Raw genomic sequence first — 25,907 nt, 5'->3', positions numbered from 1 at the left:
CAATTCTTAAACACATGATGGAGGTATATTACCATGGCAGTTAAAATTCGTCTTAAGCGCATAGGCGCAAAAAAATCACCTTTCTACCGTATCGTTGTAGCAGACTCACGTTCACCACGTGACGGTCGCTTCATCGAGCAAGTTGGTCACTACAACCCGGTTGCAAAACCAGAAGCAGAAGTTCGCATCAACGAAGAACTCGCTCTCAAATGGTTGGCAGACGGCGCGAAGCCATCTGACACAGTACGCAACTTGTTCTCTAAAGCAGGGATCATGGAGAAATACCACAACGCGAAAAACGCGAAGTAATGATGTGGCCGACCTTTTCTGAGGTCGGCCTATTTTGTTGAGGAGGGAAAAAGATGGACTGGTTATATGTAGGGAAAATCGCCAATACGCACGGCCTGAAAGGGGAAGTGAAGATTTTGGCGGCGACAGACTTTCCAGAAAAAAGATTTAAAAAAGGAAACACGTTGTTTCTTGATGTCGACGGAACGAAACAGGAAATGACGATCACGACGTATCGTCCTCATAAGCAGTTTCACCTCGTCACATTCAAAGGGTTTGACAATATCAATCTCATTGAAAAATATAAAGGGCTGAAACTATATGTCCACGCCGAACACGTCCACGACTTGGACGAACACGAATTTTATTATCATGAAATCATCGGCTGTGAGGCTGTTGTGGATGGGGAAGTTATTGGTGTCGTCGACGACATCTTTGAAACGAATGGAGCGAACGACGTATGGGTCATCAAACGACCAGGAAAGTCGGACGCGCTCATCCCTTATATCGAATCGGTCGTTCAAGAGATTGATGTCGATTCGAAGCGTGTCGTCATCACGCCGATCCCTGGAATGATTGACGATGAAGATTGATGTATTGACGTTGTTCCCGGAGATGTTTCATGCGCTCGATCACTCCATCGTCGGTCGAGCGAAGGCGCTCGGACAGGTGGAGATGTCGTTCCTCAACTTTCGGGACTTTTCAACGAACAAGCATCATAAAGTCGATGATTATCCGTACGGCGGTGGAGCGGGCATGTTGCTCACGCCGCAGCCGATCTTTGATGCATTTCATTCCCTTGAGGCGAAGAGCCCAAGGGTCATTCTCACGACGCCTACCGGAAAACCGTTCAATCAACGAATGGCCGAAGAATGGGCCAAGGAGGAACATCTGGTCTTTCTGTGTGGACATTATGAAGGGTTCGACCAACGGATCCATGATGAACTGGCGACCGACGAGGTGTCGATCGGTGATTTCGTTTTGACAGGTGGAGAGCTCGCGACGATGGTCATGATTGATGCGACCGTAAGGCTCATTCCGGATGTACTTGGCGATCAGGCGAGCCATGAAGATGACTCGTTCTCGACTGGTCTCTTGGAATACCCTCACTATACACGACCGGCTGATTTTCGTGGATTGACCGTGCCGGAAGTGCTCTTGTCGGGAAATCACGCCCGGATCGAGGCATGGCGCCGAGAGCAATCGCTCGAACGCACGTATCGACGACGTCCGGATTTGCTCGAACATGTCGAGTTGACGGATGTCGATAAAAAGTTTCTGCAATCGTTGCGCGATTGAGAAATATATGCTATGTTTGAGCATGTGGGTTAAACCCATCGATTACCGATGTTCCGCTATTGGATGCTTGGGCATATGAAGATATGAACATTGAAGAAAAAGGAGATATGATTCATGAACACACAAAAACTGTTCCGTGAAATCACAGAAGAACAATTCAAATCGGACGTACCTGCTTTCCGTCCTGGTGACACAGTACGTGTCCACGTTAAAGTTGTAGAGGGAACGCGTGAGCGTATCCAGATCTTCGAAGGTGTTGTAATCAAGCGTAAAGGTGGCGGCATCAGCGAAACATTCACAGTCCGTAAGATTTCTTACGGCGTAGGTGTTGAGCGTGCATTCCCGCTTCACTCACCACGCGTTGCACAAATCGAAGTCGTACGCTACGGTAAAGTTCGCCGTGCGAAACTTTACTACCTCCGTAACCTTCGCGGTAAAGCAGCACGTATTAAAGAAATCCGTCGTTAAGATGGGAATTAAGCTTGTCGCTTGCGACAAGCTTCTTTTTTTCTAGTACAATAAGTTCAAATGGATAGAGGAGTGAGTGAAGTTGAAAGAAGTGTTTAGTTGGCTAAAAGCCATCGTGGTCGCTCTTGTCATCGCGTTCGTCATCCGGACGTTCATCTTCGTTCCTGTCATCGTTGAAGGAGAGTCGATGATGCCGACACTCCACAATGCGGATCGGATGATCGTCAGTAAAATTTCGAACTATGTTGGGGAGCTAGACCGAGGTGATATCGTCGTATTCCATGCGACTGAATCAAAAGACTATATTAAACGTGTCATCGCCATCCCAGGCGACACGCTCGAATATCGAGATGATGTGCTTTATATTAATGGTGAAGCGGTAGAAGAGCCGTATTTAGACGAGTTTCGTGCCCAGATGAACGGGTTCCCGTTGACGGAGAACTTCACACTCGAACAAGTGACGGGTGAGTCGGTCGTTCCAGAGGAATCATACTTCGTCATGGGAGACAATCGTCAAAACTCGAAAGACAGCCGTGAGATCGGATTTGTGTCGAAAGAGGAGATTGTCGGCAAGACGAACTTCATCTTCTGGCCACTCGATGATGTTGGCACGGTAGAAGATTAAGGTGGTGCTTTTTTGGCAATTCAATGGTTTCCTGGCCACATGGCCAAAGCAAGAAGACAAGTAACTGAAAAATTAAAGCTAATCGATGTCGTCATCGAACTCGTAGATGCACGAGTGCCTCAGTCGAGTCGCAACCCGATGGTCGATGAGATTACAGCGGGAAAACCCCGTCTCATCGTCTTGAACAAAGCAGACATGGCCGACCCCGTCGTGACGGAGGCGTGGTTACGTGCCTTGAAACGCGAAGAAGTCGAGGTTGTCGCTGTCGACGCGAAACATAGCAAAGGCTTGAAACAGCTCATCACGGGTGCTCAGAAGTTGATGAAAGAAAAGCATGACCGGATGCGTGAGAAGGGGCGGAACCCCGGACCGATCCGTGCGCTCATCATCGGAATCCCGAACGTCGGGAAGTCGACGCTCATCAACCGTCTCGCCGGACGAAACATCGCCATCACGGGCGACCGTCCTGGTGTGACGAAGCGTCAACAGTGGATCAAGATGAAAGGCGGCGAGATGGAGCTGTTGGACACGCCGGGGATTCTCTGGCCGAAATTTGAGGACCAACTTGTCGGATATCGTCTAGCCGCGACCGGCGCTATCAAAGACGAGATTCTCAACTTGGATGATATCGCCTTGTATACGGTTCGCGAGTTGCATGCTCGTTATCCTGAACAATTAAAGGAACGATTCAAACTTGAAACGTTACCCGAGGACAGCGTTGAGCTCCTTGAGTTGATCGGGAAAAAGCGTGGTCTCATCAGTGGCGGTTAAGACGATTTCGAAAAAGCGAGCGAACTACTTTTGAATGAACTACGACATGAAAAAATCGGACGGATCTCGCTTGAAACACCGGCTGATCACGAAATGGCGTAAAGCCCTGTGCACACAGGGCTTTTTTGAATAGGAGGAAGACCGTGACGATTCAACAGATTAAACAACAACTAGAGGACATCCGATATGAAGAATGGGTACAAATCTTCCCGACCTTGTCACGAGACCCTCGAGCGGGCGTGCAAACGTTGCTTCGGCAAAAACAGCGTCAATTCGAGCGAGAACGGGCGTTACAGGTCGATTTCGAACGTCGCATGACGTATGAACATGAATGGAAGGCGCGAGGCTTCACTCGAATTGTCGGAGTCGATGAGGTCGGACGGGGACCGCTCGCGGGACCGGTCGTGGCTGCGGCAGTCTTGTTACCGGATGGGTTCTATCTCGCGGGATTGAATGATTCGAAAAAAATGTCCAAAACGGCGAGGGATGCAGCATACGCACACATCATCGAGGTCGCGGAGGTCGGTGTCGGCATCGTCGAGCCGAAGACGATTGATGTCATCAATATATACGAATCGACGAAACTAGCGATGACAGAGGCGATTCATCAAGTCGGAGAAGTAGACGCCCTATTGATTGACGCCATGAAACTCGAGCTCGACATCCCTCAACAGTCATTGATTAAAGGGGACACGCTCAGTGTGTCGATAGCCGCGGCAAGTGTCGTCGCTAAGGTGGTAAGGGACCGGATGATGGAAGAATATGATTTGACGTATCCTGGATAAAGATTTGCGAAAAACGCAGGATATGGAACAGAGGCTCATTTAGAAGGGTTAAGACGCCTTGGGGTGACTCCGATTCATCGCCGTACGTTTGCCCCCATCAAGCATATGTGAAAGGAGTGGTCGCGTTGCGGATCGATCATCAAGGGGTGATGCCGTTCAAAGTGACGGAACAGACGTCACGCCCGCTATTACTAGGGAACACAGTCGTTGGAAAGGTGTTGCAGCTCTTACCTGGCAACGAGGCGGTTATGCAACTACCCCAAGGGATTTTCCGGGTCGGTGTCAATGCGAACGTGAAAGAGAACGTCACGTATAAGCTGGTCGTCACGGACGTTGAACCGAAGCTCGTCTTGAAGGTCGTCACGCAAGCGACAGAATCGCTCATGGCAGCCAAGTCGCCTCTGCAGGCGTTAGGAGAACAGCTCGGACGCCTGATGCGAGAACCGATGCTGACGCCGGACTCCGTGAAGGCGGCCGGCAAAACCGCGTTAGAAAGCGGCGCAGGTCAGGATGTAAAAGCGCTCGTCGGGGAGCTATTCAAAGCGAAAGGTGAGCCGAAGTTCGAGCAGTTCGTGCGTGCGCAGGAAGCGTTCAACGCGAGCCAAAGCCCGCCGTTCGTCGCTCAAGCATTTCACATACCGCAATTGGGTCCGTTTGAAAACGTTCAACTTCGTCTAGAGGCCCCGAAACGAGAGACGATGGACCCGGATCATGCGCGGATCGTCTTGTTTCTTGAAACGCCGCGATATGGTGAGACCGGGATTGATGTGTTGATTCAAAAGCGTTACGTGTCCGTACGTGTATTCAATGAGCAACACGATTTGGCTCCATACGTCCGTACATACGAACCACTTTTGAAAGAAGGTTTAAAAAAGGTGTCATTCGAACTGTCTTCATTTTCGTATGAAGCGAAGCGTGAACACGTTCCGGCAACGTTTGCACCGCTCGGAAAGGTGGACCTCCAAATATGAAAGACCAGAAGAAAGCGATGGCGCTCTCCTATGAGCAGTCGATGGATGCGCCCCATGTCGTAGCAAAAGGAACGGGTATCGTGGCCGAGCGGATGCTTGAAGTTGCTTTAGCGAACGGCATTCCTATCCATGAAGACCCAGCGCTCCTCTCGTTACTGTCGGCCTTGAACATTGAAGAGCAGATTCCAGAGGACGTCTATCAAGTCATTGCCGAACTTTTTGTGTTTCTTTATCAGATGGAACAGGATAAAATTTGATTTGTCTAGGGATATATGTGAAAAAAAGATGAAAACTTAAAGCAAGAACGATAGACAGCGCTTTCAGTTTTTCGTTACAATAGACGTGCCGATATTAAAGGGGACTAAGGGGGAAAACATATGAATATCCATGAGTATCAGGCGAAAGAATTGTTAAGAGAGTTTGGGGTAGCCGTTCCGACGGGTTATCCGGCCTTTACTGTTGAAGAAGCTGTTGCAGCTGCTGCGAAGCTTGAAGGTGAAGTGAAGGTAGTAAAAGCTCAAATCCACGCAGGTGGCCGCGGTAAAGCGGGTGGTGTTAAACTTGCGAAGACAGATGAAGAAGTGAAGCAATATGCTTCAGAGATTCTCGGGAAAACGCTCGTGACACACCAAACAGGTCCGGAAGGAAAAGTTGTCCAGCGTCTCTATATCGAAGAAGGTTCTGCGATTGACCAAGAATTTTACTTAGGACTCGTGCTTGACCGTTCGATCGGCCGAATTGTCATCATGGGTTCATCTGAAGGTGGAATGGACATCGAAGAAGTCGCTGAACATACACCAGAGAAGATTCATAAAGAGATCGTCGACCCGGTCGTTGGCTTACGTCCATTCCAGGCGCGTCGTCTCGCATTCAAAATGGAAGTCCCGACGAAACTTGTCAATAAGTTCAGTGACATGGTCATGAAGCTGTATAAAGTGTACGTCGAGACAGATTGCACAATCGCGGAAATCAACCCGCTCGTCACGACGAAAGACGGTAACGTCATTGCGCTCGATGCGAAGTTGAACTTCGATAGCAACGCGCTCTATCGTCACTCGGACGTCCTTGCTCTTCGTGATACGACGGAAGAAGACCCACGTGAAGTAGAAGCGTCAAAACACGACCTCAGCTACATCGCACTCGACGGAAACATCGGTTGTCTCGTCAACGGTGCCGGTCTTGCGATGGCAACGATGGATATCATCAAACATTACGGCGCTGAACCCGCTAATTTCCTCGACGTAGGTGGCGGTAAGACGAAAGAAAAAGTAACAGAAGCATTCAAGTTGATTTTGTCTGATGACCAGGTCAAAGGGATCTTCGTTAACATTTTCGGTGGGATCATGAAATGTGACATCATCGCAGAGGGGATTGTCGCTGCGACGAAAGAAATCGGACTCGACTTACCACTCGTCGTTCGCTTAGAAGGAACGAACGTTGATGCCGGGAAGCGCATTCTCGATGAATCTGGACTTGCGATCACGACGGCCAGCTCGATGGCTGACGAAGCAGAAAAAATCGCAGCACTTGTTCGATAAGGGGGAAACGACATGAGTATTTGGGCGGATAAAGATACGAAAGTAATCATTCAAGGGATTACAGGGAAGCAAGGTCTGTTCCACGGTGAACAGATGCTCGCATATAACACGAAATTAGTCGGTGGTGTCACACCTGGTAAAGGTGGCACGACGGTCCTCGACAACGTTCCAGTCTTCAACACCGTCTCTGAAGCGGTCGAAGCAACTGGTGCCAATGCATCGATCATCTATGTTCCACCTGCTTTCGCAGCGGATTCAATCATGGAAGCGGCAGACAGCGGCATCGAGCTCATCATCTGTATCACAGAAGGAATCCCAGTTGTGGACATGATTCAAGTGAAGCGCTATCTCGAGGACAAACCGGCTCGTTTAATCGGACCGAACTGTCCTGGTATCATCACACCTGGAGAAGCGAAACTTGGCATCATGCCTGGCTACATTCATACGAAAGGGCACGTCGGAATCGTATCACGTTCTGGGACGCTCACGTATGAGGCGGTTCATCAGTTGACGACAGCAGGTATCGGACAATCGACAGCTGTTGGAATCGGGGGAGACCCGGTCAACGGAACGAACTTCATCGATACGCTTAAAGCGTTCAACGAAGATGAGGACACGAAAGCGGTCATCATGATCGGGGAAATCGGTGGAACGGCTGAAGAAGAGGCAGCTGAATGGGTAAAAGCCAACATGACGAAACCAGTCATCGGTTTCATCGGCGGCCAGACGGCTCCTGAAGGCAAGCGCATGGGACATGCGGGCGCAATCATCTCAGGTGGTAAAGGGACGGCTGCTGAGAAGATCAAGACATTGAACGCGAATGGAATCGAAGTCGCTGAAACACCAGCGGTTATCGGTGAAACGTTGATTCGTGTCTTGAAACAGCAAGGATTATACGAAGCATGTGTCACGGGTCAACCGACGACATGAGAATCTTGAGGGATGCTTGCATCCCTCATTTTTTTAAAGGAGAGTTTGTGATGAATCAAACAATAGCTCGGTTTGCTGCAGCACGAATGCCAGTTGAGTTTGTGCATCATTATTTAAACGGGACACTCGGAGCACATCGCACACAATTTTCTGAACATGTCTGGAGACGGGCTGAACGAGCCTGGCACGCATCGGAGTCGTATAAACATTTCGTCACATGGGAAGACGACTTGTTTCCGAAACGGTTACTCGACATCCCCAACCCACCATATTGCTTGTTTTATCATGGAGATTTAGAGGTACTACAAGAAAGAACGACTGCGATGGTCGGAAGTCGTGAGTTGAATCGTATCAGTCAATCGCTCGTGAATCACTATCACTCTTTAATAGAAGAAACTGTATCTGTTTCAGGTGGCGCCCTCGGAATCGACGGGCTCGTCCACGCCCATGCCCTTCGCGCTCGTCGACCGACCGTGGCGGTACTGGGAGCTGGACTGAACCGGCTCTATCCGGAGGCGAACCGGGACATGCTTTTACAGATTCCACAAGAGGGAGTCTTACTTAGTGAATATGTACCAAACACGCCGATTCAAAAATTTCAATTTTTGGAAAGAAATCGTTTGGTCAGTGGTCTTGGCGATGCGTTGGTCGTTATACAGGCGAGACGAAAGAGTGGGACGATGAATACGGTCGGACATGCTCTAGAGCAAGGGAAAACGGTATTTGCGGTGCCAGGTTCACCCCTTGATCCACTCGCGGAGGGACCGAACCGGTTGATTGAAGAAGGTGCGATTCCATTGACGAATTCCGATCAAATTATTCGAGATCTCAAGATTGTACGTTGACAAACCAGTGAGAACATGAATATTATGGTAGGGATTTAAATGACCTCTAAAAGGGGAGCAGATGTATGGCAAAATATCTGGTGATCGTCGAATCACCTGCGAAAGCAAAAACAATTAAACGTTATTTAGGTCCGAATTATATGGTCAAAGCTTCGATGGGGCACGTGATTGACTTGCCTAAAAGTCAACTCGGTGTAGACGTCGAACACGACTTTGAACCGAAGTATATTACCATCCGTGGTAAAGGACCGGTATTGAAAGAATTGAAGACAGCAGCGAAAAAAGCGACAAAAATCTTTCTCGCGGCCGACCCCGATAGAGAAGGGGAAGCGATTGCTTGGCATTTAGCACGCGCACTCGGTGTCGATGAAACGACAGAATGTCGTGTCGTCTTTAACGAAATTACGAAAGATGCGATTAAAGAATCGTTTAAACATCCACGTAAGATCAATCACGATCTTGTCGATGCACAACAAGCCCGACGTATTTTAGATCGTCTTGTCGGATACGGGATGAGCCCATTATTATGAAAAAAAAACAAAAAAGGATTGTCTGCAGGGCGAGTTCAATCGGTAGCCGTGAAGATGATTATCGACCGTGAGCGCGAAATTAACGCGTTCGACCCGGAAGAGTATTGGACGATTAAACTTGATTTAAATCATGATGGGGAAACGTTCGAGACTTCATTTTACGGAAAAGATGGGAAGAAGATGGAATTGAAGTCTGAAGAAGACGCGCAATCTGTCCTCGATACCATCGATGATACGTTTAAAGTCATTGATGTAACGAAGAAAGAACGGAAGCGGAACGCTTCGCTACCGTTCACGACAAGTTCATTGCAGCAGGATGCTGCCCGTAAATTGAATTTCCGTGCGAAGAAGACAATGATGCTCGCGCAGCAATTATATGAAGGAAAAGATCTCGGTAAAAAAGAGGGTACAGTCGGTTTGATTACGTATATGCGTACCGACTCGACACGTATCTCTGATTTGGCGAAGACGGAGGCGAAGGAATATATCGAATCGACATTCGGTGAAGAGTATGTCGCCTCACAGAAACAAAAAGAAAAGAAATCAGCGAATGCCCAAGACGCGCACGAAGCGATTCGTCCGACTTCAGCATTGCGCGACCCAGCTTCCTTGAAGCCATATCTGTCACGTGACCAGTTGCGACTGTATAAGTTGATTTGGGAACGATTGATTGCGAGCCAAATGGCGCCAGCTGTTCTTGATACGGTCAAAATCGACGTCGAGTCGAACGGGATGATTTTCCGTGCGAACGGGTCGACAGTCAAATTCCCTGGTTTCATGAAAGTGTATATCGAGTCGAAAGACGATGACATTGAGGACACGAACCAAGAGAAGGAAGGATTATTGCCACCTCTCGAAGTGGATGATACCGTGACGTTTGAAACGATTGAGCCGAAACAACACTTCACACAACCGCCACCTCGTTATACAGAGGCGCGACTCGTTCGAGCGATGGAAGAACTCGGGATTGGTCGTCCGTCGACGTACGCGCCGACACTCGACACGATCCAACGACGCGGTTATGTCGTTCTCGAAGAGAAAAAGTTTTTACCGACTGAACTTGGAGAACTCGTCATCGAGATGATTGATGAGTATTTCAACGACTTCATCACGGTCCAGTTCACGGCCGACATGGAGACCCTTCTTGATTCGATCGAGCATAAGGAAGTCGAGTGGACGGAAGTCGTCGCTCCGATTTATCGTTCTTTCGAGAAACGATTGAAGCGTGCTGAAGAAGAAATCGAGAAAATCGAAGTGAAAGATGAACCTGCCGGAATTGATTGTGAAGTCTGTGGGTCACCAATGGTCATCAAGATGGGACGCTACGGCAAGTTCATGGCGTGCTCGAACTTCCCGAACTGTACGAACACGAAACCGGTACAAGTCGAAATCGGTGTCCCGTGTCCGAACTGTAAGGATGGACAAATCGTAGAACGTCGTAGTAAAAAAGGTCGTCTATTCTATGGTTGCTCGAACTATCCGGAATGTGAATTCGTCTCATGGGATAAACCGGTTGCGAAACCGTGTCCAGTATGCGACAGTTAGATGGTCGAGAAAAAAATTAAAGACGGCGTGAAATATCAATGTACGAACTGTACCCACACCGAGGTACATCAGCAAGAGGAGGATTAATGTTGCAACAACGTGTAACTGTAATCGGAGCTGGATTGGCCGGCTCCGAAGCGGCTTGGCAACTCGCTAAGCGCGGTATTCAAGTAGATTTGTATGAAATGAGACCGGTTCGTCAAACACCGGCGCACCACACGGATCAATTTGCAGAACTCGTCTGTTCGAACTCGCTACGTGCGAACGGTCTTCAAAATGCCGTAGGTGTCTTGAAAGAAGAAATGCGTACGCTTGACTCGCTCATCTTAAAGGCGGCGGACACGGCAAGTGTACCTGCTGGGGGTGCCCTTGCCGTCGATCGTCATGAGTTTGCCGGATTCATCACCGAGAAGCTAAAGAACCACGAGAATGTCACAGTGCACAACGAAGAGCTCAAAGAGATTCCTGAAGGGATCGTCATCGTGGCGACTGGCCCTTTGACCTCCCCTGACCTCTCTGCATCACTCAAGGCATTCACAGGAGAAGATTATCTCTACTTCTATGACGCGGCAGCACCAATTCTAGATGGTGATACGATTGATCGGGATAAAGTCTATTTGAAGTCGCGTTACGACAAAGGTGAAGCCGCTTACTTGAACTGTCCGATGACAGAAGAAGAGTTTGACGTTTTTTACGAAGAGCTGATCAAGGCAGAAGTCGTTCCGCTAAAAGAGTTTGAAAAAGAGATTTACTTTGAAGGATGCATGCCGTTTGAAGTCATGGCCGAGCGTGGGAAAAAGACGCTTCTTTTCGGACCGATGAAGCCGGTCGGATTAGAAGACCCGAAGACAGGAAAACGTCCATATGCCGTCGTTCAGCTTCGTCAAGACAACTCGGCGGGCACACTGTATAACTTGGTAGGCTTCCAAACACATTTGAAGTGGGGCGAACAGAAGCGCATCATCCGTCTCATCCCGGGACTCGAGAATGCGGACATCGTCCGTTACGGTGTCATGCACCGTAACACGTTCATCAACTCACCGAGCTTACTCAAGCCGACGTATCAGGCGCGTACACGTGACACGCTCTTCTTCGCCGGTCAGATGACAGGGGTAGAAGGATATGTGGAGTCGGCAGCGTCCGGGCTTCTAGCTGGAATCAATGCGGCGAAGATGATCGCAGGTGAAGAACTCGTCGTTCTCCCGCGTGAGACGATGCTTGGTTCGATGGCGCATTATATCACGACAGCCGACGGGAAGCATTTCCAACCGATGAATGCAAACTTCGGATTGGTACCATCACTAGAAGACGCTCCGAAAAAGATGAAGAAACAAGAACGGTACGAGCGTTACGCGAACCGTGCGTTAGAAACGATACAACAGTATAAAGATCTTTGAACAGGAGAGCCATTTTTTGGTTTTTTTGTTTTGAAGTAAAATTTCAATTGTGTATTTTGTTTCATACTTTGAAAATTTTCAGATTATTGAACGGCTATCTATTGTCACCTTACATTCTGTATGCTATGCTAATTTCGATTTGACGAGAACATGCGTTTTTACGAGTCATCGAGGAGGCGATAAAATGGGATTTTTAGAGGATCGACAATCCTTTTTACGCTACTGCCAAATTGAACGTCGACTGTCTCCTCATACGAAACGCTCTTACGAGCAAACGCTCGACCAGTACGCCGCATATTGCCAATCGACGCATCAAGATCCCTACGATGCTCAGACGGCGCGGCGTTATTTATATGTCCTTTATGAGAAACAATTGGCCGCGTCTACGGTGTCCCAAAAAGTATCTTGTTTCAAGCAATTCGGGAAGTTTATGGCAAGAGAACAAGGTGGAGAACCGTTGTTCCACGACCAAAACTCACCGAAAAAGAGACAGTCCTTGCCGACCTTTGCCGTCCCGACGGAAGTCGAGCAACTGTTGGAGACTGCCTCGAGGCAGGAAGATCCTTTTTTACAGGCGAGGGACGTCGCCATCGTAGAAGTGCTCTATGGGACGGGAATCCGCGTCGCAGAACTGTGTGGGATGAACCTTTCCTCGTTCGATGAGGTTTTATCCTTTGTCCATGTGATGGGAAAAGGGAAGAAAGAACGATATGTCCCAATCGGACAATATGCCGTACATGCTTTGCAGCGTTATATCGAACTACGCAAAGGTGTCGGGCTCCCGACAGAAACCGCATTATTTTTGAGTCAAAAAGGGAATCGGATGACAACAGACCAAATCCGCTATGTCATGAAACGTTTGAGAAAAGACAGTGGGGTACATAAACCACTTACCCCGCACTCGTTGCGACACAGCTTTGCGACGGACTTGTTAGAACGGGGAGCGGACTTGCGTGCCGTCCAAGAGTTGCTTGGGCATGAGTCCTTGTCGACGACCGGGCGGTATACCCATGTATCGACCGAACGACTTCGGTCGATTTATCAAGCGACACATCCAAGAAAGTAGGAGGTTACGATATGTTTCATGCAACAACGATTTTTGTAGTTCGACACAATGGCCAATGTGCGATGAGTGGAGATGGCCAAGTCACATTCGGGAATGCCGTCATCATGAAAAACAAGGCGAAGAAAGTCAGACGCCTTTATGGCGGGAAAGTCGTTGCCGGTTTTGCAGGTAGCGTAGCCGATGCTTTCACATTGTTTGAAAAGTTTGAATCGAAACTTGAAATGTATAACGGTAACTTGCCGCGAGCAGCGGTAGAACTTGCGAAAGAATGGCGTGGGGATAAGATGTTGCGTCAACTCGAGGCACTATTGATTGTGATGGATGCCGATCATCTTTTGCTCGTCTCTGGGAATGGAGAAGTGATTGAGCCGGACGATGGAATTCTTGCAATCGGATCCGGTGGGAACTATGCCTTAGCGGCAGGTCGCGCACTCGTACGCCATTCTGCTGAAAAGTCTGCTGAAGAAATCGCGCGTGCCGCTCTTGAAATCGCTGGTGAGCTTTGCGTGTATACAAATGATCAAGTCATTGTAGAAACGATTGGAGGCGCTGCTGAATGAACCGAGAGTTGACACCTAGACAAATCGTAACGGAGTTAGACCGTTTTGTAATCGGACAAAAGGATGCCAAGCGAGCAGTTTCGATTGCTCTACGAAATCGCTATCGTCGTCAAAAGTTAAGTGCAGACCTTCGCGATGAGGTTACACCAAAAAATATTTTGATGATCGGACCGACCGGGGTCGGAAAGACCGAAATTGCTCGACGGTTAGCTAAGCTTGTCGGTGCACCGTTTGTGAAGGTAGAAGCAACGAAATTTACGGAAGTTGGTTACGTCGGTCGTGACGTTGAATCGATGGTACGTGATCTCGTTGAGGCATCGGTTCGTCTTGTAAAAGAAGAGAAAAAAGAAGATGTGAAGGAGCCAGCGGAACGTGCGGCGACGGAACGCCTTTTAGATGCGCTACAAGGAAAAGCAAAAGCGACACCTACTGCATCGAATCCGTTCGAAGCGTTGTTCGGCGGACAGACACAACAGCCAGAAACCACGTCGGACACATCCAATAATGACCGTTCGCAACTTCGACGCTTGCTCGAACTCGGTGAACTCGAAGAACGCGTGATTGAAGTGGAATTAGAAGAAAAGCAGACGATGGATTTGTTTCAGGGTCAAGGGATGGAAGGTTTGTCGAATCTTCAGGATATGCTCGGTCAAATCGTTCCAAAGAAACGGAAACAACGTAAGCTGACGGTTCGTGAAGCAAGACCGCTTCTCATTGCTGAAGAAGCAGAGAACTTGCTGGACTTGAACGAAGTCCACGATGAAGCCGTGCGGCGCAGTGAACAGATGGGTATCATCTTCGTGGATGAAATCGATAAGATCGCCACAAAATCACAAGATCACGCCGGAGTATCCCGTGAAGGGGTGCAGCGTGACATTCTTCCGATTGTAGAAGGATCTACGGTCGTCACGAAGTATGGACCGGTTAAAACGGATCATGTTCTTTTCATCGCGGCCGGTGCATTCCATATGGCTAAGCCGTCTGACCTGATTCCAGAGCTACAAGGACGCTTCCCAATTCGTGTTGAATTGAGCAGCTTGACGGAAGAAGACTTCGTCAAGATTTTGACGGAACCGTCGCAGGCACTCATTAAACAATATACGGCCTTGTTAGAATCTGAAGAAATCACGGTCCGTTTCACGCATGAGGCCATTGAAGAAATTGCGAAAATTGCGACACATGTCAATCGTGAGACCGATGACATCGGTGCACGTCGCCTCTATACTATAATGGAGCGCGTTTTAGAAGATTTATCATTTGAAGCGGCAGATATGCCACAAACAACCGTAGAAATCACACCCGCTTACGTACAAGCAAAAGTCGGTTCCATCGCCGACGATCGTGATTTGAGCCAATATATATTATAAGATTCTGTATGCACATACAGGGAGGAAATAGAGAATATGAACTTACTAGAAAAAACACGCCAATTAAACACAATGCTTCAACAAGAGGCAAGTGCGCACGTTGACTTTAAAGAAATGGCGGACAAAATGCGTGAAGTTCTTGAGTCCAACACGTTTATCGTGAGCCGTCGGGGACGACTTCTCGGTTTTGCAATCAAACAACAGATTGAGAATGACCGGATGAAAGCATTCTTAGTCGATCGACAGTTCCCGGAGCCATATGCTTCGAACTTGTTCAATGTGAAAGAAACGACAGCGAACATCGATATCGATAGTGAATATACAGCGTTCCCAGTCGAGAACCACGATCTATTCCTCAACTCCATGACGACGATTGTTCCAATCATCGGTGGAGGAGAACGTTTAGGTACGCTCGTACTCGGTCGATTGGCGAATGAATTCACAGAAGATGACCTCGTTCTAGCGGAGTACTCTGCAACTGTAGTTGGAATGGAGATCCTTCGTGAGAAGGCTGCGGAAGCAGAAACGTCGGCACGCAAGAAAGCGGTCGTCCAGATGGCGATTAACTCGTTATCGTATTCAGAGCTTGAGGCAATCGAACATATCTTCGAAGAGCTTGGTGGAAACGAAGGATTACTAGTTGCTTCCAAAATTGCCGACAGAGTGGGAATCACGCGTTCGGTCATCGTCAACGCACTTCGGAAATTAGAAAGTGCAGGGGTCATTGAATCACGTTCTTTAGGAATGAAAGGAACATATATCAAGATATTAAATGACAACTTCTTGTTTGAATTGCAAAAACTGAAATCAAACTGAAATACAACTTTCGATGTGTAATTTCCATTGAAAACACTTTTAAAAGGGACTTTATTCCTAAAAAACCGCTTTCCTTGATAAGGAGGCGGTTTTTTTTAGTACAAAAGTAATTATTTTCACCTTTTGACGAGATTTCGACAAAAAGATATTAAGCCATTTAACTATGTTTTAAAAAATATCTTTCAGAACTGTTACAGATTTGTTTCAATGAAATAGTAGATTTTCCAAATGAGGTATATTTAGTAGTCATTATATGAAAGTGAGTGAACGCCGTGAATTGGATTGGTAGTGACTATCAATTACTAAAGCAAGCCATCAACCATTCAGTCCTTAACCAAAAGGTCATCAGTCATAACCTTTCAAACATTGATACGCCGAATTTCAAAGCCAAACAGGCTGTGTTTGAGCAGACGCTTCAGAGTGAGATGCGACTCAAGCTGCAAGGTGGTCGTCCGAGTGACTCGACCCAGTCGAAGGTCATCGATCGAGCTGGTGGCGCCATGAGGAGTGATGGCAACAACGTCGACTTGGATTATGAAATGAGTGAGCTGGCACGAAACCAACTCCAGTATGAGGCGATGATGGAGCAATTGAATCGTAGGCTCGGGGGATTAAAATCTGTTATTCGGGGAGGTCGTTAATCAATGGGAATGTTTGATAGTTTTCATATTTCAGCTTCAGCGTTGACGTCACAACGGCTACGAATGGATACCGTGTCGGCGAACATCGCAAACGCTCAGACGACTCGCGGGAGACTCGTGGACGGAGAGTGGCAACCATACACACGAAAGATGACCGTGTTGCAAGAAGCGCCATTCCGGAAACAAATGGATGCCGTTAATGGAGGGGTGCAGGTATCTCAAATCATCGAAGACGATGCACCGTATAAATTGGCTTATAACCCGAATCATCCCGATGCGGATGAGCGAGGGTACGTACAAATGCCGAACGTCGATCTCTTGAAAGAAATGGTCGATTTGATGGGTGCGACTCGTTCGTACGAAGCAAACATTGCAGCGATGAACGCCTCGAAGGCGATGCTCGTAAAAGCGATGGAGATTGGTAAAGGATAAGGAGTGTTAACGGATGCAAATTAATCCAATTCAATTGATGAGCCCAGAACTCACGCCATCACTGAATAAAACGAACCCATCTCAATTTGGGTCATACTTGAATGAAGCGATGAACGCATTGAATGAGACACAACAAGCGACTAGTCAAGCCCGTAAAGATTTGGCGGTCGGGAAAGCTGACCTTCATCAGGTGATGATTCAAAGTGAAGAGTCGTCGATTGCGATGCAACTTGCCATCGAGGTGAGGAACAAGGCTGTTGAGGCCTATCAAGAAATGATGCGAATGCAAGTTTAATTGTAGAGGATGACAAGTTGCGATGAATGAACAATTAAAAGAACGATTCAAATCCATGACCGGTGCATTAAAGGCGATGCCAGCGAAACGTAAACTCGTATGGGGCATCTCGATCGCGGTCATACTAATCGCGGCCATCATACTCACATTCTTCCTTTCAAGGCCAAACATGGCACCTCTCTATACAAACTTGTCTGCTCAAGAAGCGGGCGAAGTGACAGAGAAGTTGACAGCAGACGGGGTACAGTCGGAAATCAAGGCGACTTCGAACGGTGTGAGCGTGTATGTGCCGACTGAAATGGTCGATCAGTTGAAAGTGAGTTTGGCTGCTGCCGGAATTCCAAAGTCCGGCTCGATTGATTATAGTTTCTTCAGCGAAAACGCAGGGTTCGGAACGACAGACCGTGAGATGGCTGTCATCGAACGTAGTGCGATGCAGACGGAGCTAGAGCGACTCATCACACAGATTGAAGGAATCAATCAAGCGAAAGTAATCATCTCACTTCCTGAGAAGTCTGTCTTCTTGGCAGAAGATCAAGGTGAGCCTACCGCGTCCATCGTCTTGAACATCGGAGCGGGGACGAATTTAGAACCAAACACAGTAAAAGGTCTCTATCATTTGATTAGTAAGAGTGTCCCGAACTTGAAACCGGAAAACATTTCAATTATGGACCAATACTTCACGTATTATGATCTCGACCAGACTGTTGTTGCTGGAGGTTCCTCGTCAGATCCATTGGCGTTGAAGAGAAAAGTCGAAAAAGACGTACGTCAACAAATCCAACAGATGCTCTCGGTTCTACTCGGCGAACGGAGCGTACTCGTTTCCGTCACAGCAGACATCGACACGACACAAACGGCTGAAGAACAGAATCTTGTCACGCCGGTCGATGAAGAAAACATGGAAGGCATCGTCACGTCTGCCGAGCGGATTGCTGAAGCATACACTGGCGGAACAGGTACGGCGACAGAAGCGACGGGAACTGGTGAGAACGACACAATCAACTTCCCGGCAGCGACTGGCGATGGCACAGAAGAAAGTGAAAAGAATCATGAAATCATCAATTACGAGGTCAACCGCATCACGAAGCAGATTCAAAACGCACCATATACGATTCGTGACCTCGGAGTCCAACTCATCGTTGAACCACCAGATGGCGCAACAAGTATCGATCCGCAGTTAGAAGGCGACCTCGAGACGATGATGTATTCCATTATTCGGACGTCGTTAGCGAAGACGGATGAAGCCATCACGGATGCTGAACTCGAACAGAAAGTTGTCGTCGTGTCGAGACCGTTCGCTGAAGTGGAAGAGGTTGCAGCAACAGAGCAACCGACACCTTGGTGGATGTATGCGGCAGCGGCGGGTGCAATCGTAATTCTTGCCTTGATCTTCTTCGCGATGCGTAGACGGAAGCAAGAGGTTGTGGAAGAGACGAACGAATGGGAAGTTCCATATGAAGATGAAGTACCTGACCTAGACCTCGAAGAGCGAGGCGAAGGTGCAGTGAAGAAGAAACAGTTAGAAAAATTAGCTGAAAGTAATCCAGAAGAGTTTGCTAAACTGCTTCGTACTTGGATGTCTGAGGAGTGAGTAACGTGAACTATGCAAAACAAACGAATCGCGAAAAAGCAGCGATGCTCATGATTTCCCTGGGACCTGAAGTGGCAGCGAACGTCTACAAACATCTTTCAGAAGAAGAGATGGAACAACTGACGCTTCAAATTTCAGCGTTAAAAAAAGTGTCCCCGGAAGAAAAGGATAGTATTCTCGGTGAGTTCCATGAACTCGCCATGGCACAAAGTTATATCACTCAGGGTGGAATCGGGTTTGCGAAAACTGTCCTTGAAAAAGCAGTTGGTGAAGACAAGGCGATGGCATTGATTCATCGTCTGACTTCCACCTTACAGGTCAGACCGTTCGAGTTTGCACGAAAAGCAGACCCGAAACAGTTATTGAACTTTATCCAAAACGAGCACCCACAGACGATTGCGTTAATCTTAGCGCATTTAGAACCCGTCAAGTCAGGGCAAATCCTCTCGGAACTTCCACCTGAGATTCAATCGGAAGTCGCAAAACGGATTGCGACGATGGATCGACTCAATCCAGACGTCATCCATGAAGTGGAACAAATCCTTGAGAAGAACTTGTCGCAGACGGATATGCAAGATTATGCCCAATCTGGTGGAATCGAAGCAGTCGTCGAAGTCTTGAACGGTGTAGACCGGACGACCGAACGTACCATTCTCGATGCGCTCGAAATCGAAGACCCGGAGCTTGAAGAAGAAATCAAAAAGCGGATGTTCGTCTTCGAAGATATCGTTACGCTCGATTCTCGTGCGATTCAACGAATCATTCGCGAAGTGGCGAACGACGACTTGTTACTTGCGCTCAAGGTCTCTTCGGAGGAAGTCAAACAAATTATCTTCAAAAACATGTCACAACGTATGGTCGAAACGTTCAAAGAAGATATGGAATTCATGGGACCGGTACGGTTGCGTGACGTCGAAGAGGCACAGAGCCGAATCGTCGGAATCATTCGTCGCCTAGAGGACGTCGGTGAGATTGTAATCAGTCGAGGTGGAGGAGATGACATCGTTGTCTAATGTGATCAAACGCCAACGTGCAACATCGAATATTCCGCAACGGATTGAATCCAAGCGCTTAGAAACACCCATTATAGAACCGAATGACGGAATCAATCATCACGATGTCATTCAGTCGCGCTATGAGAAGTTGAAGCAGGACGAAGAAGCTTTTCAACAGTTTCAGTTGACCGAAGTCGAACAGTTGGAGCGGTTGAAACAACAGGTGTTCGAGGAGGCGCGTTCAGAAGGGTATCAGGAAGGTCTCCTTCAAGGTAGACAGGACGGATTGGCTGAGTTCGAGGACATCACCACACGATTAAATTCCGTTTCGACCGAACTTGAACTCATATTTGAAGAAAAATGGAGACAAGCGGAAGAACAACTCATTGAGCTGGCAATCTCGGTCAGTGCACATGTGACAACGGAACTTGTTCGGAAAGATGAAGAACTCTTTGCGACGATGATCCGTGATCAAATGTCACATTGGATCGATGCCGAAGCAATCACAATCTTTGTTCATCCGACACGTCTTGCCTCGATTCAGCAATTCGAAGCGATGTGGCGGACAGAAGAGACACCCCCTTTGAAATATCGTGGGGACGGATCATTGGATGAAACGGCAGTCCGAATCGAGTCGCCACATCGTGGGAATGAAGTCGATTTAACGTATAGTTTCGAACGGATTCAAGCTAAAATCGAGGAGGTTTTAGCGGATGGTGCTTATTGAGCAGGTTCTTGACTCAATCAAGCAGTCTTCGGACGGCAAGTTCACACGAAAAATTGGTCGAGTTTGCCGTGTCATCGGATTGATGATTGAGTCGAATGGGCCGAGTGCATTTGTCGGAGAACGCTGTTTGATTGTCCTTCCGTCGAATGAAACGGTTGAAGCAGAGGTTGTCGGATTCAATGAAGAGCGTGTTCTGCTCATGCCATACGGTGAAACTACGCAAATTGCGCCAGGGTGTCTTGTAAAGGGAACGGGAAAAATGCTTCAAGTTCCTGTAGGGGAAGAGTTGATCGGTCAAGTGCTCGATGGTTTGGGACGTCCACTTTCAGGTGAGCGTCTTGTGACCGGTAAGCGTTATGACGTTCAACGTAAACCTCCGAATCCTTTGAATCGACCAAGGATTTTAGATGCGCTGTCGACCGGTGTACGCATGATTGATGGACTGTTGACTGTAGGAAAAGGACAACGGGTCGGTTTGTTTGCTGGTTCCGGTGTAGGGAAGTCGACCTTGCTCGGGATGATTGCCAAACGATCTTCGGCAGATATTAACGTCATCGCCTTGATTGGAGAACGGGGTCGGGAAGTAAAAGAGTTCATCGAAAAAGAACTCGGACCAGAAGGCATGGCTCGTTCCGTCGTGATTGTAGCGACAAGCGACCAACCCCCGCTTGTCCGGTTGAAGGGAGCTTACACGGCGACCGCGATTGCCGAGTACTTCCGGGACCAAGGGAAAGAAGTGGTCTTGATGATGGACTCGGTGACACGTTTTGCGATGGCACAGCGTGAGATTGGTCTTGCGACGGGCGAACCCCCAACATCGAAAGGGTACACCCCATCCGTATTCGCCATGTTACCTCAACTATTAGAGCGAAGTGGAACAGCGGCGACAGGTTCAATCACTGCGTTCTATACGGTCCTCGTCGACGGGGATGATATGAATGAACCGATTGCCGACGCGGTGCGGGGGATTTTAGACGGACACTTTGTGATGGACCGGGCGCTCGCAAACCGTGGGCAATTCCCGGCAATCCATGTACTGAAATCCATCAGTCGGGTCATGAACCAAATCGCTTCCCCTTCACACAGAGATGCAGCTCAAACGTTCCGCAGTTGGCTCGCGACCTATATTGACGCGGAAGATTTAATCAATATCGGAGCGTATAAAAAAGGCACCAATCCTTCAATTGATACCGCTGTGGAGAAATATCCATACTTGTTGACGTTTTTGAAACAATCGATCGAAGAAGATGCTGCTTTCGAACAGACGATGACCCACTTGTCACATATTGCACGAGGTGAATCATGAATAGACTCATATTAGAACGAATCATGCCGATAACGGAACATGAAAAAGAAGATGCCGCCATAGAAGTCAGAGGATTTAAGGCAAGACTTGAGACAGAGATGGAGAAGCTATATGACCTTCTTCTCATGTATGAGTCGCTCATCAAACACCAAGACGAACAATCTGGAAACATCGACCTTCTCATGTCGCAGTATCGAGAAAAGACGCGAGAGCAAGTGAAACGTCAAATCGAAACGCAACAGCTCGTCGTACAACAGGCCCGCAATCGCTATCATGCGTCGCAAGAACGATTGCTCGGTAAAGTGGTGGAAGAAAAGAAATACGTGACGCTCCATGAAAAGGTCAGCATGCAAGAGATGACGGTAGCTAAACTTACAGAGCAACAAATGATGGATGAACTTGCTGTGATTCATCATGGGAAAGGGAAGTAGCATGGCAAAAGAGAACAATAAACGAGGCAAGCAAATGATTGTGGCGTTGGTCCTCATTCCAGCAATCTTCATCTTAGTCGGTGGGATTGTCGTCATGAACTATGCGATGGACCGTCCGCTCTTATCCGTTCCCTTATTAGAAATGAACGAGGACGAGAAAACGGAAAAATCAAAAAAAACGGAGACGCAGGTGAATGTGACGGGAATCGATTCGGACGCAGCGAACCGATTAAAAGCGGCGAACAGTGAGATTGAAAAACTTCGCAACGAAAATGTTGAATTGACGAACGAAGTAAAGGCTAGACAAGAAGAAATCACCGATTTGATTCGTGAACGAGATCGACTCGTCTCGGAACTAGAGGCAGCGTCAAAAGAAGAGGAGACCTCATCTGATGTCGCCAGCGTTTATGAAGAAATGTCAGCCAAACAGGCGGCAGCTATTATGGGTGAACTCGAAAGCCCTCAAGTTGCTGAGCTGTTGAAGGAGCTATCACCTAAGCAACAGGCAGACATCTTAGGACGAATGAATGCGCAACAGGCTGCGGTTGTGACGCAGCTTCTCCAATGAACACAAGAAGGGAGGGCCAACATTGAATATCGCTTTATTGATGCAAGCCATTCAAGGATCGATGGCTCGTACTGGAGCAGTGGAGGGAGAATCACAGGGAGCAGGTGGATTTTTAAGCCTCCTTTCTGCGATGCTTGCCCCAATGCAAGGCTCAGGGGAGCAGGCAGAACTTCCTCAACTTGAAGAAGGTGTGCTTCCTGAAGGATTAGTCGATTTGGAAAAAGTGGCACAGGAACTCGAAACATGGTTTCAAAAGCCTGATACATTGAAGTGGCTAAAATCACTGCCACAAGATGCGTATCGGACGTTTATGGATGCATATGTAAGTTTACTCGGTCAATTGTCTAATCCTTCGCCTGAGACTGAAATCCCGTCTTCGGTTTTACCGGCGATTGTACAGACAACGACTACGCCGAAAGTCCATACTACGAAGCAAATAGAGGGAAATGCTCAGACGACCAACATTGCACTGACTCAACAAGTTCCAAACCAAGAACTTGCCAAACAGGTTCAAACGATGCAACGGATCATCACACAGTATAAAGGACCAATCGAAGGTACATTAAAAGAAGTTCCCGTCTTGCCAAATGTTGAAACCGTAAAAATCGCAAAACCAGCGCTACAGCCAAATAACGTAGACTGGATGCCGAAAGGGATGAACTGGTCAAGACCACAGATTGACGTGGACACGGTCATGTATGCTTCGAAAGGATCCCTTCCTGAAAATTTACAAGCTCGGATTGAAGCGGCTTTGCAAAAGGCACCGTTCAAAAGTGGGGCGGATGGTTCAAAAGTCTTCACTGTAAGATTGTATCCGGAGCAGTTAGGGGAACTCGTCGTCAAGCTAGAGCGGAAGAATGGAGAACTTGTCGTCAAGATGTTTGCCAGCAATCAAGAGGCGAAGCAACTGATCCAGTCACAGGTTCAACAGTTGCAACAAACGTTGACACCCCATTCGCAAAACGTTCGGATCGAGGTCAACTTGACACAGCAAGCGCTCGATTCAAAATCAGCCTTGTCAGATGGTTCCGAGCAACCGGAACAAGAACAACCACAAGAACAGCCTAAAGGAGGGTCTGAAGATGACGAGCATCCAACCGAAGACGAATGATTATACATTGCCAGATCAGTCGCTCCCAAAAGCGACAAATCAATACGATAAAGACATGTTTATGAAGTTGCTTCTCGCTCAAATCGCGAACCAGGACCCGATGTCACCGATGGAAGATAAAGAATTCATCGCACAAATGGCACAGTTCTCATCGCTCGAACAAATGCAAACGATTTCGAAACAACTCGATTCTGTTCTCGTTGACCGTCACATGTCTTCGATTTCTGAATACAGTAGCATGATTGGGAAAACAATCAACTTTACAACCGAAACGAGTGAAGAGACGACGAAAGGCACAGGTCGTGTCGTTTCCATTTCTCGTAACGACTTAACCGGATATATGGCCGATCTTGAAGACGGAACATCCGTCAGCGTGTACGATATCACATCGATCAAATAAGCATAGGAGGAATGCATTATGTTAAGAGCAATGTACTCAGGAATCAGTGGATTGAAGAACTTCCAATCGAAGCTAGACGTCGTCGGGAACAACATCGCCAACGTCAATACGTTTGGTTATAAAAAAGGGCGCGTTACCTTTAAAGATCTCGTTAGCCAGCAAGTCGGGAGTGCGTCGGCTGGGAATGCGACAACAGGTGGTATTAACCCGAAGGAAGTCGGTCTCGGGGGCACCATGGCGACGGTCGATAACGTATATAACCAAGGCGCAATGCAAAACACGGGACGTGCCCTTGATGTCGGGATTTCAGGGGAAGGATTCTATGCGACGATGGTCAATGGTCAAATCCAATACACTCGAGCAGGGAACTTCTATACGGACAATCAAGGAAACTTGGTGACGGGCGACGGTACGTATCTCATTGGATCACGGACTAGTACTTTGCCAGCATCTGGAACTCCAGGAGTGGCTGCGACTCCAGTTGCAGGGGACTTCACTGGACCAGGAGCAGATTTGGCATTCTATGCAGCGGATGATACTACTGCAAAAGCACCTGAGTATGGACGAATTAAAATCCCAACAGATGCTCGTTCACTTTCAATCAGTAAAGACGGACAAGTTAGTTTTGTTGATGGTGCGGGTGAATTACAAATCGCTGGGTATATCGTGACGTCGAACTTCTCGAACAACGCCGGTTTATCAAAAGTCGGTGCCAACAACTTCGTACAATCGCAAAACTCCGGTGCTCCACAGTTTGGCGTACCAGGTTCTGACGGTCGTGGTGAACTTGTCTCAGGCGCACTCGAAATGTCAAACGTTGACCTTTCAGAAGAGTTCACAGAAATGATCGTGGCACAGCGTGGATTCCAGGCGAACACACGCATTATCACAACATCGGACGAGATCCTTCAAGAGCTCGTCAACTTGAAACGCTGATGATTCGCGTCACGGCATTTCGCGGTGAGGAGTTCGTGCTGAACGCTTTGCTCATCGAAACGGTGAAGGCAGAGCCCGACACGATCATCCAATTGTTTAATGGCAAAACGTATCTCGTAAAAGAAACGAAAGATCAAATCATTGAACGAACTGAAGCCTTTTACCGCTCAATCGGTTTAGTCGGAACGATGTTCACAAGAGGTGAAGAAGATGAGTGAAGAAGAAAAGAAAAAAGGTGGCGGCCTAAAAGTCGTAATCATCCTGCTTGTCGTCCTGCTCGTCATGGGCGGTGCCGGATTCATGACTTACAAATATGTCTTTGGTGATAACGTCACTGCTAAAACGAAACCTGTCACAGCTGAAGAGTTGGCAGAACGGAGTTTCATGACTGATGACATGACGACCAACATTCAAGATGAGCGTTTCATTAACGTTCAATTTACGATTGTCACAGATTCGGCTGAAACGAAAGAGAATTTAGAACTACGCAAGTTCCAAGTTCACAACGTCATTTTGGGTGATTTATCCGGGATGACGAAAGCCCAATTGGCAACAAAAGAAGATATGCAAAAGTTCGAACAAACATTACGAGAACAACTTAACGGACTGCTTGAAGAAGGTGAAGTCCAACGCGTCTATATGACGAAGAAAATTATTCAGTGAGGTGGCA

Annotated in this window: 29 protein-coding genes and 3 pseudogenes; all 32 read left to right on the top strand. The window is 47.8% G+C overall.

Annotation, left to right across the window (positions count from 1 at the left end):
- Positions 1-33: 33 nt before the first annotated feature.
- The 32 genes and pseudogenes from rpsP to BBB58_RS11020 all read left to right on the top strand — a co-directional run bounded on the left by rpsP (position 34) and on the right by BBB58_RS11020 (position 25,900).
- Complete coding sequence (gene rpsP / locus BBB58_RS11175) at positions 34-309, top strand: 30S ribosomal protein S16 (protein ID WP_074037269.1); 276 nt, start codon at positions 34-36, stop codon at positions 307-309.
- Positions 310-362: 53 nt separating this feature from the next.
- Entirely contained in the window at positions 363-881 is a 519-nt protein-coding gene (gene rimM / locus BBB58_RS11170; RefSeq protein WP_074037267.1) for a ribosome maturation factor RimM, read from the top strand.
- Positions 871-1,587, top strand: coding sequence for a tRNA (guanosine(37)-N1)-methyltransferase TrmD (gene trmD, locus BBB58_RS11165; RefSeq protein ID WP_074037266.1), 717 nt, complete (start codon positions 871-873; stop codon positions 1,585-1,587). The genes rimM and trmD overlap by 11 nt, the downstream gene beginning before the upstream one ends.
- A gap of 114 nt (positions 1,588-1,701) precedes the next feature.
- Positions 1,702-2,055: a 50S ribosomal protein L19 gene (gene rplS / locus BBB58_RS11160; RefSeq protein WP_015881369.1), complete on the top strand. Its 354-nt coding sequence runs from the start codon at positions 1,702-1,704 to the stop codon at positions 2,053-2,055.
- An 82-nt stretch (positions 2,056-2,137) separates the two neighbouring features.
- Complete coding sequence (gene lepB, locus BBB58_RS11155; protein ID WP_015881370.1) at positions 2,138-2,680, top strand: signal peptidase I; 543 nt, start codon at positions 2,138-2,140, stop codon at positions 2,678-2,680.
- A gap of 12 nt (positions 2,681-2,692) precedes the next feature.
- A pseudogene (gene ylqF / locus BBB58_RS11150) lies at positions 2,693-3,553 on the top strand (ribosome biogenesis GTPase YlqF).
- Between the two features lie 41 nt (positions 3,554-3,594).
- Positions 3,595-4,347 (top strand): annotated as a pseudogene (gene rnhB / locus BBB58_RS11145) (ribonuclease HII).
- Between the two features lie 14 nt (positions 4,348-4,361).
- Complete coding sequence (locus BBB58_RS11140; RefSeq protein WP_074037265.1) at positions 4,362-5,207, top strand: hypothetical protein; 846 nt, start codon at positions 4,362-4,364, stop codon at positions 5,205-5,207.
- On the top strand, positions 5,204-5,464 hold the full coding sequence (locus BBB58_RS11135; RefSeq protein WP_074037264.1) for an EscU/YscU/HrcU family type III secretion system export apparatus switch protein: 261 nt from the start codon (positions 5,204-5,206) through the stop codon (positions 5,462-5,464). Before BBB58_RS11140 ends, BBB58_RS11135 begins: the two co-directional genes overlap by 4 nt.
- 120 nt (positions 5,465-5,584) lie before the next feature.
- Positions 5,585-6,745: an ADP-forming succinate--CoA ligase subunit beta gene (sucC, locus tag BBB58_RS11130; RefSeq protein ID WP_074037262.1), complete on the top strand. Its 1,161-nt coding sequence runs from the start codon at positions 5,585-5,587 to the stop codon at positions 6,743-6,745.
- Between the two features lie 12 nt (positions 6,746-6,757).
- Positions 6,758-7,675, top strand: a complete 918-nt coding sequence (gene sucD, locus BBB58_RS11125; RefSeq protein ID WP_015881376.1) for a succinate--CoA ligase subunit alpha — start codon at positions 6,758-6,760, stop codon at positions 7,673-7,675.
- A gap of 50 nt (positions 7,676-7,725) precedes the next feature.
- The gene (gene dprA, locus BBB58_RS11120) at positions 7,726-8,520 is read left to right on the top strand and encodes a DNA-processing protein DprA (RefSeq protein WP_074037261.1); all 795 of its coding nucleotides are present in this window, start codon (positions 7,726-7,728) and stop codon (positions 8,518-8,520) included.
- Between the two features lie 65 nt (positions 8,521-8,585).
- Positions 8,586-10,682: pseudogene (gene topA / locus BBB58_RS11115) on the top strand (type I DNA topoisomerase).
- Entirely contained in the window at positions 10,682-11,992 is a 1,311-nt protein-coding gene (gene trmFO, locus BBB58_RS11110) for an FADH(2)-oxidizing methylenetetrahydrofolate--tRNA-(uracil(54)-C(5))-methyltransferase TrmFO (protein ID WP_015881379.1), read from the top strand. The pseudogene topA and the gene trmFO overlap by 1 nt, the downstream one beginning before the upstream one ends.
- A 184-nt stretch (positions 11,993-12,176) precedes the next feature.
- Positions 12,177-13,058, top strand: a complete 882-nt coding sequence (locus tag BBB58_RS11105) for a tyrosine-type recombinase/integrase (RefSeq protein ID WP_074037259.1) — start codon at positions 12,177-12,179, stop codon at positions 13,056-13,058.
- Between the two features lie 11 nt (positions 13,059-13,069).
- Positions 13,070-13,618, top strand: a complete 549-nt coding sequence (gene hslV / locus BBB58_RS11100) for an ATP-dependent protease subunit HslV (protein ID WP_074037257.1) — start codon at positions 13,070-13,072, stop codon at positions 13,616-13,618.
- Entirely contained in the window at positions 13,615-14,985 is a 1,371-nt protein-coding gene (hslU, locus tag BBB58_RS11095; protein ID WP_074037255.1) for an ATP-dependent protease ATPase subunit HslU, read from the top strand. Before hslV ends, hslU begins: the two co-directional genes overlap by 4 nt.
- Positions 14,986-15,021: 36 nt before the next feature.
- Positions 15,022-15,801 (top strand): GTP-sensing pleiotropic transcriptional regulator CodY, encoded by a 780-nt coding sequence (gene codY / locus BBB58_RS11090; RefSeq protein WP_074037253.1) that lies wholly within the window; start codon positions 15,022-15,024, stop codon positions 15,799-15,801.
- 272 nt (positions 15,802-16,073) lie between these two features.
- Complete coding sequence (gene flgB / locus BBB58_RS11085; protein WP_074037939.1) at positions 16,074-16,442, top strand: flagellar basal body rod protein FlgB; 369 nt, start codon at positions 16,074-16,076, stop codon at positions 16,440-16,442.
- 3 nt (positions 16,443-16,445) lie between these two features.
- Positions 16,446-16,874 carry a flagellar basal body rod protein FlgC gene (gene flgC / locus BBB58_RS11080; RefSeq protein WP_074037252.1) on the top strand — a complete coding sequence of 143 codons (429 nt, stop codon included), beginning with the start codon at positions 16,446-16,448 and terminating at the stop codon, positions 16,872-16,874.
- Between the two features lie 13 nt (positions 16,875-16,887).
- Positions 16,888-17,169: a flagellar hook-basal body complex protein FliE gene (gene fliE, locus BBB58_RS11075; protein ID WP_074037250.1), complete on the top strand. Its 282-nt coding sequence runs from the start codon at positions 16,888-16,890 to the stop codon at positions 17,167-17,169.
- Between the two features lie 22 nt (positions 17,170-17,191).
- Positions 17,192-18,763 (top strand): flagellar basal-body MS-ring/collar protein FliF, encoded by a 1,572-nt coding sequence (fliF, locus tag BBB58_RS11070; protein ID WP_074037249.1) that lies wholly within the window; start codon positions 17,192-17,194, stop codon positions 18,761-18,763.
- A 5-nt stretch (positions 18,764-18,768) separates the two neighbouring features.
- On the top strand, positions 18,769-19,776 hold the full coding sequence (gene fliG / locus BBB58_RS11065; protein ID WP_074037248.1) for a flagellar motor switch protein FliG: 1,008 nt from the start codon (positions 18,769-18,771) through the stop codon (positions 19,774-19,776).
- Entirely contained in the window at positions 19,760-20,485 is a 726-nt protein-coding gene (locus BBB58_RS11060; protein ID WP_074037247.1) for a FliH/SctL family protein, read from the top strand. Before fliG ends, BBB58_RS11060 begins: the two co-directional genes overlap by 17 nt.
- On the top strand, positions 20,472-21,791 hold the full coding sequence (fliI, locus tag BBB58_RS11055; RefSeq protein ID WP_074037246.1) for a flagellar protein export ATPase FliI: 1,320 nt from the start codon (positions 20,472-20,474) through the stop codon (positions 21,789-21,791). Before BBB58_RS11060 ends, fliI begins: the two co-directional genes overlap by 14 nt.
- Positions 21,788-22,222: a flagellar FliJ family protein gene (locus BBB58_RS11050; protein WP_074037245.1), complete on the top strand. Its 435-nt coding sequence runs from the start codon at positions 21,788-21,790 to the stop codon at positions 22,220-22,222. Before fliI ends, BBB58_RS11050 begins: the two co-directional genes overlap by 4 nt.
- A 1-nt stretch (position 22,223) precedes the next feature.
- Positions 22,224-22,790 carry a MotE family protein gene (locus BBB58_RS11045; protein WP_074037244.1) on the top strand — a complete coding sequence of 189 codons (567 nt, stop codon included), beginning with the start codon at positions 22,224-22,226 and terminating at the stop codon, positions 22,788-22,790.
- 22 nt (positions 22,791-22,812) lie between these two features.
- Entirely contained in the window at positions 22,813-23,901 is a 1,089-nt protein-coding gene (locus BBB58_RS11040) for a flagellar hook-length control protein FliK (protein ID WP_074037243.1), read from the top strand.
- Positions 23,873-24,301, top strand: coding sequence for a flagellar hook capping FlgD N-terminal domain-containing protein (locus BBB58_RS11035; RefSeq protein ID WP_074037242.1), 429 nt, complete (start codon positions 23,873-23,875; stop codon positions 24,299-24,301). The genes BBB58_RS11040 and BBB58_RS11035 overlap by 29 nt, the downstream gene beginning before the upstream one ends.
- 18 nt (positions 24,302-24,319) lie before the next feature.
- Positions 24,320-25,237, top strand: coding sequence for a flagellar basal body rod protein FlgG (gene flgG / locus BBB58_RS11030; RefSeq protein ID WP_074037241.1), 918 nt, complete (start codon positions 24,320-24,322; stop codon positions 25,235-25,237).
- Positions 25,237-25,455, top strand: coding sequence for a flagellar FlbD family protein (locus BBB58_RS11025; protein ID WP_031421671.1), 219 nt, complete (start codon positions 25,237-25,239; stop codon positions 25,453-25,455). Before flgG ends, BBB58_RS11025 begins: the two co-directional genes overlap by 1 nt.
- Positions 25,448-25,900, top strand: a complete 453-nt coding sequence (locus tag BBB58_RS11020) for a flagellar basal body-associated FliL family protein (RefSeq protein ID WP_015881397.1) — start codon at positions 25,448-25,450, stop codon at positions 25,898-25,900. The genes BBB58_RS11025 and BBB58_RS11020 overlap by 8 nt, the downstream gene beginning before the upstream one ends.
- The last annotated feature ends 7 nt before the right edge of the window (positions 25,901-25,907 follow it).

Origin of the sequence: Exiguobacterium profundum (assembly GCF_001909285.1) — a bacterium.
In the GTDB taxonomy this organism is placed as follows: Bacteria; Bacillota; Bacilli; order Exiguobacteriales; family Exiguobacteriaceae; genus Exiguobacterium; species Exiguobacterium profundum.
The sequence above is the reverse complement of the archived record's forward strand: the minus strand, read 5'-3'. Positions and strand labels throughout refer to the sequence as shown.

Coding starts and splice junctions, on each gene's coding strand:
- dprA (WP_074037261.1), top strand. CDS start 7,726: ATGAATCAAACAATAGCTCGGTTTGCTGCAGCACGAATGCCAGTTGAG.
- fliE (WP_074037250.1), top strand. CDS start 16,888: ATGCAAATTAATCCAATTCAATTGATGAGCCCAGAACTCACGCCATCA.
- BBB58_RS11135 (WP_074037264.1), top strand. CDS start 5,204: ATGAAAGACCAGAAGAAAGCGATGGCGCTCTCCTATGAGCAGTCGATG.
- flgG (WP_074037241.1), top strand. CDS start 24,320: ATGTTAAGAGCAATGTACTCAGGAATCAGTGGATTGAAGAACTTCCAA.
- BBB58_RS11105 (WP_074037259.1), top strand. CDS start 12,177: ATGGGATTTTTAGAGGATCGACAATCCTTTTTACGCTACTGCCAAATT.
- BBB58_RS11035 (WP_074037242.1), top strand. CDS start 23,873: ATGACGAGCATCCAACCGAAGACGAATGATTATACATTGCCAGATCAG.
- rpsP (WP_074037269.1), top strand. CDS start 34: ATGGCAGTTAAAATTCGTCTTAAGCGCATAGGCGCAAAAAAATCACCT.
- fliI (WP_074037246.1), top strand. CDS start 20,472: ATGGTGCTTATTGAGCAGGTTCTTGACTCAATCAAGCAGTCTTCGGAC.
- hslV (WP_074037257.1), top strand. CDS start 13,070: ATGTTTCATGCAACAACGATTTTTGTAGTTCGACACAATGGCCAATGT.
- trmFO (WP_015881379.1), top strand. CDS start 10,682: ATGTTGCAACAACGTGTAACTGTAATCGGAGCTGGATTGGCCGGCTCC.
- fliF (WP_074037249.1), top strand. CDS start 17,192: ATGAATGAACAATTAAAAGAACGATTCAAATCCATGACCGGTGCATTA.
- rplS (WP_015881369.1), top strand. CDS start 1,702: ATGAACACACAAAAACTGTTCCGTGAAATCACAGAAGAACAATTCAAA.
- sucD (WP_015881376.1), top strand. CDS start 6,758: ATGAGTATTTGGGCGGATAAAGATACGAAAGTAATCATTCAAGGGATT.
- BBB58_RS11045 (WP_074037244.1), top strand. CDS start 22,224: ATGGCAAAAGAGAACAATAAACGAGGCAAGCAAATGATTGTGGCGTTG.
- rimM (WP_074037267.1), top strand. CDS start 363: ATGGACTGGTTATATGTAGGGAAAATCGCCAATACGCACGGCCTGAAA.
- codY (WP_074037253.1), top strand. CDS start 15,022: ATGAACTTACTAGAAAAAACACGCCAATTAAACACAATGCTTCAACAA.
- trmD (WP_074037266.1), top strand. CDS start 871: ATGAAGATTGATGTATTGACGTTGTTCCCGGAGATGTTTCATGCGCTC.
- hslU (WP_074037255.1), top strand. CDS start 13,615: ATGAACCGAGAGTTGACACCTAGACAAATCGTAACGGAGTTAGACCGT.
- sucC (WP_074037262.1), top strand. CDS start 5,585: ATGAATATCCATGAGTATCAGGCGAAAGAATTGTTAAGAGAGTTTGGG.
- flgC (WP_074037252.1), top strand. CDS start 16,446: ATGGGAATGTTTGATAGTTTTCATATTTCAGCTTCAGCGTTGACGTCA.
- BBB58_RS11020 (WP_015881397.1), top strand. CDS start 25,448: ATGAGTGAAGAAGAAAAGAAAAAAGGTGGCGGCCTAAAAGTCGTAATC.
- BBB58_RS11050 (WP_074037245.1), top strand. CDS start 21,788: ATGAATAGACTCATATTAGAACGAATCATGCCGATAACGGAACATGAA.
- BBB58_RS11025 (WP_031421671.1), top strand. CDS start 25,237: ATGATTCGCGTCACGGCATTTCGCGGTGAGGAGTTCGTGCTGAACGCT.
- BBB58_RS11060 (WP_074037247.1), top strand. CDS start 19,760: ATGACATCGTTGTCTAATGTGATCAAACGCCAACGTGCAACATCGAAT.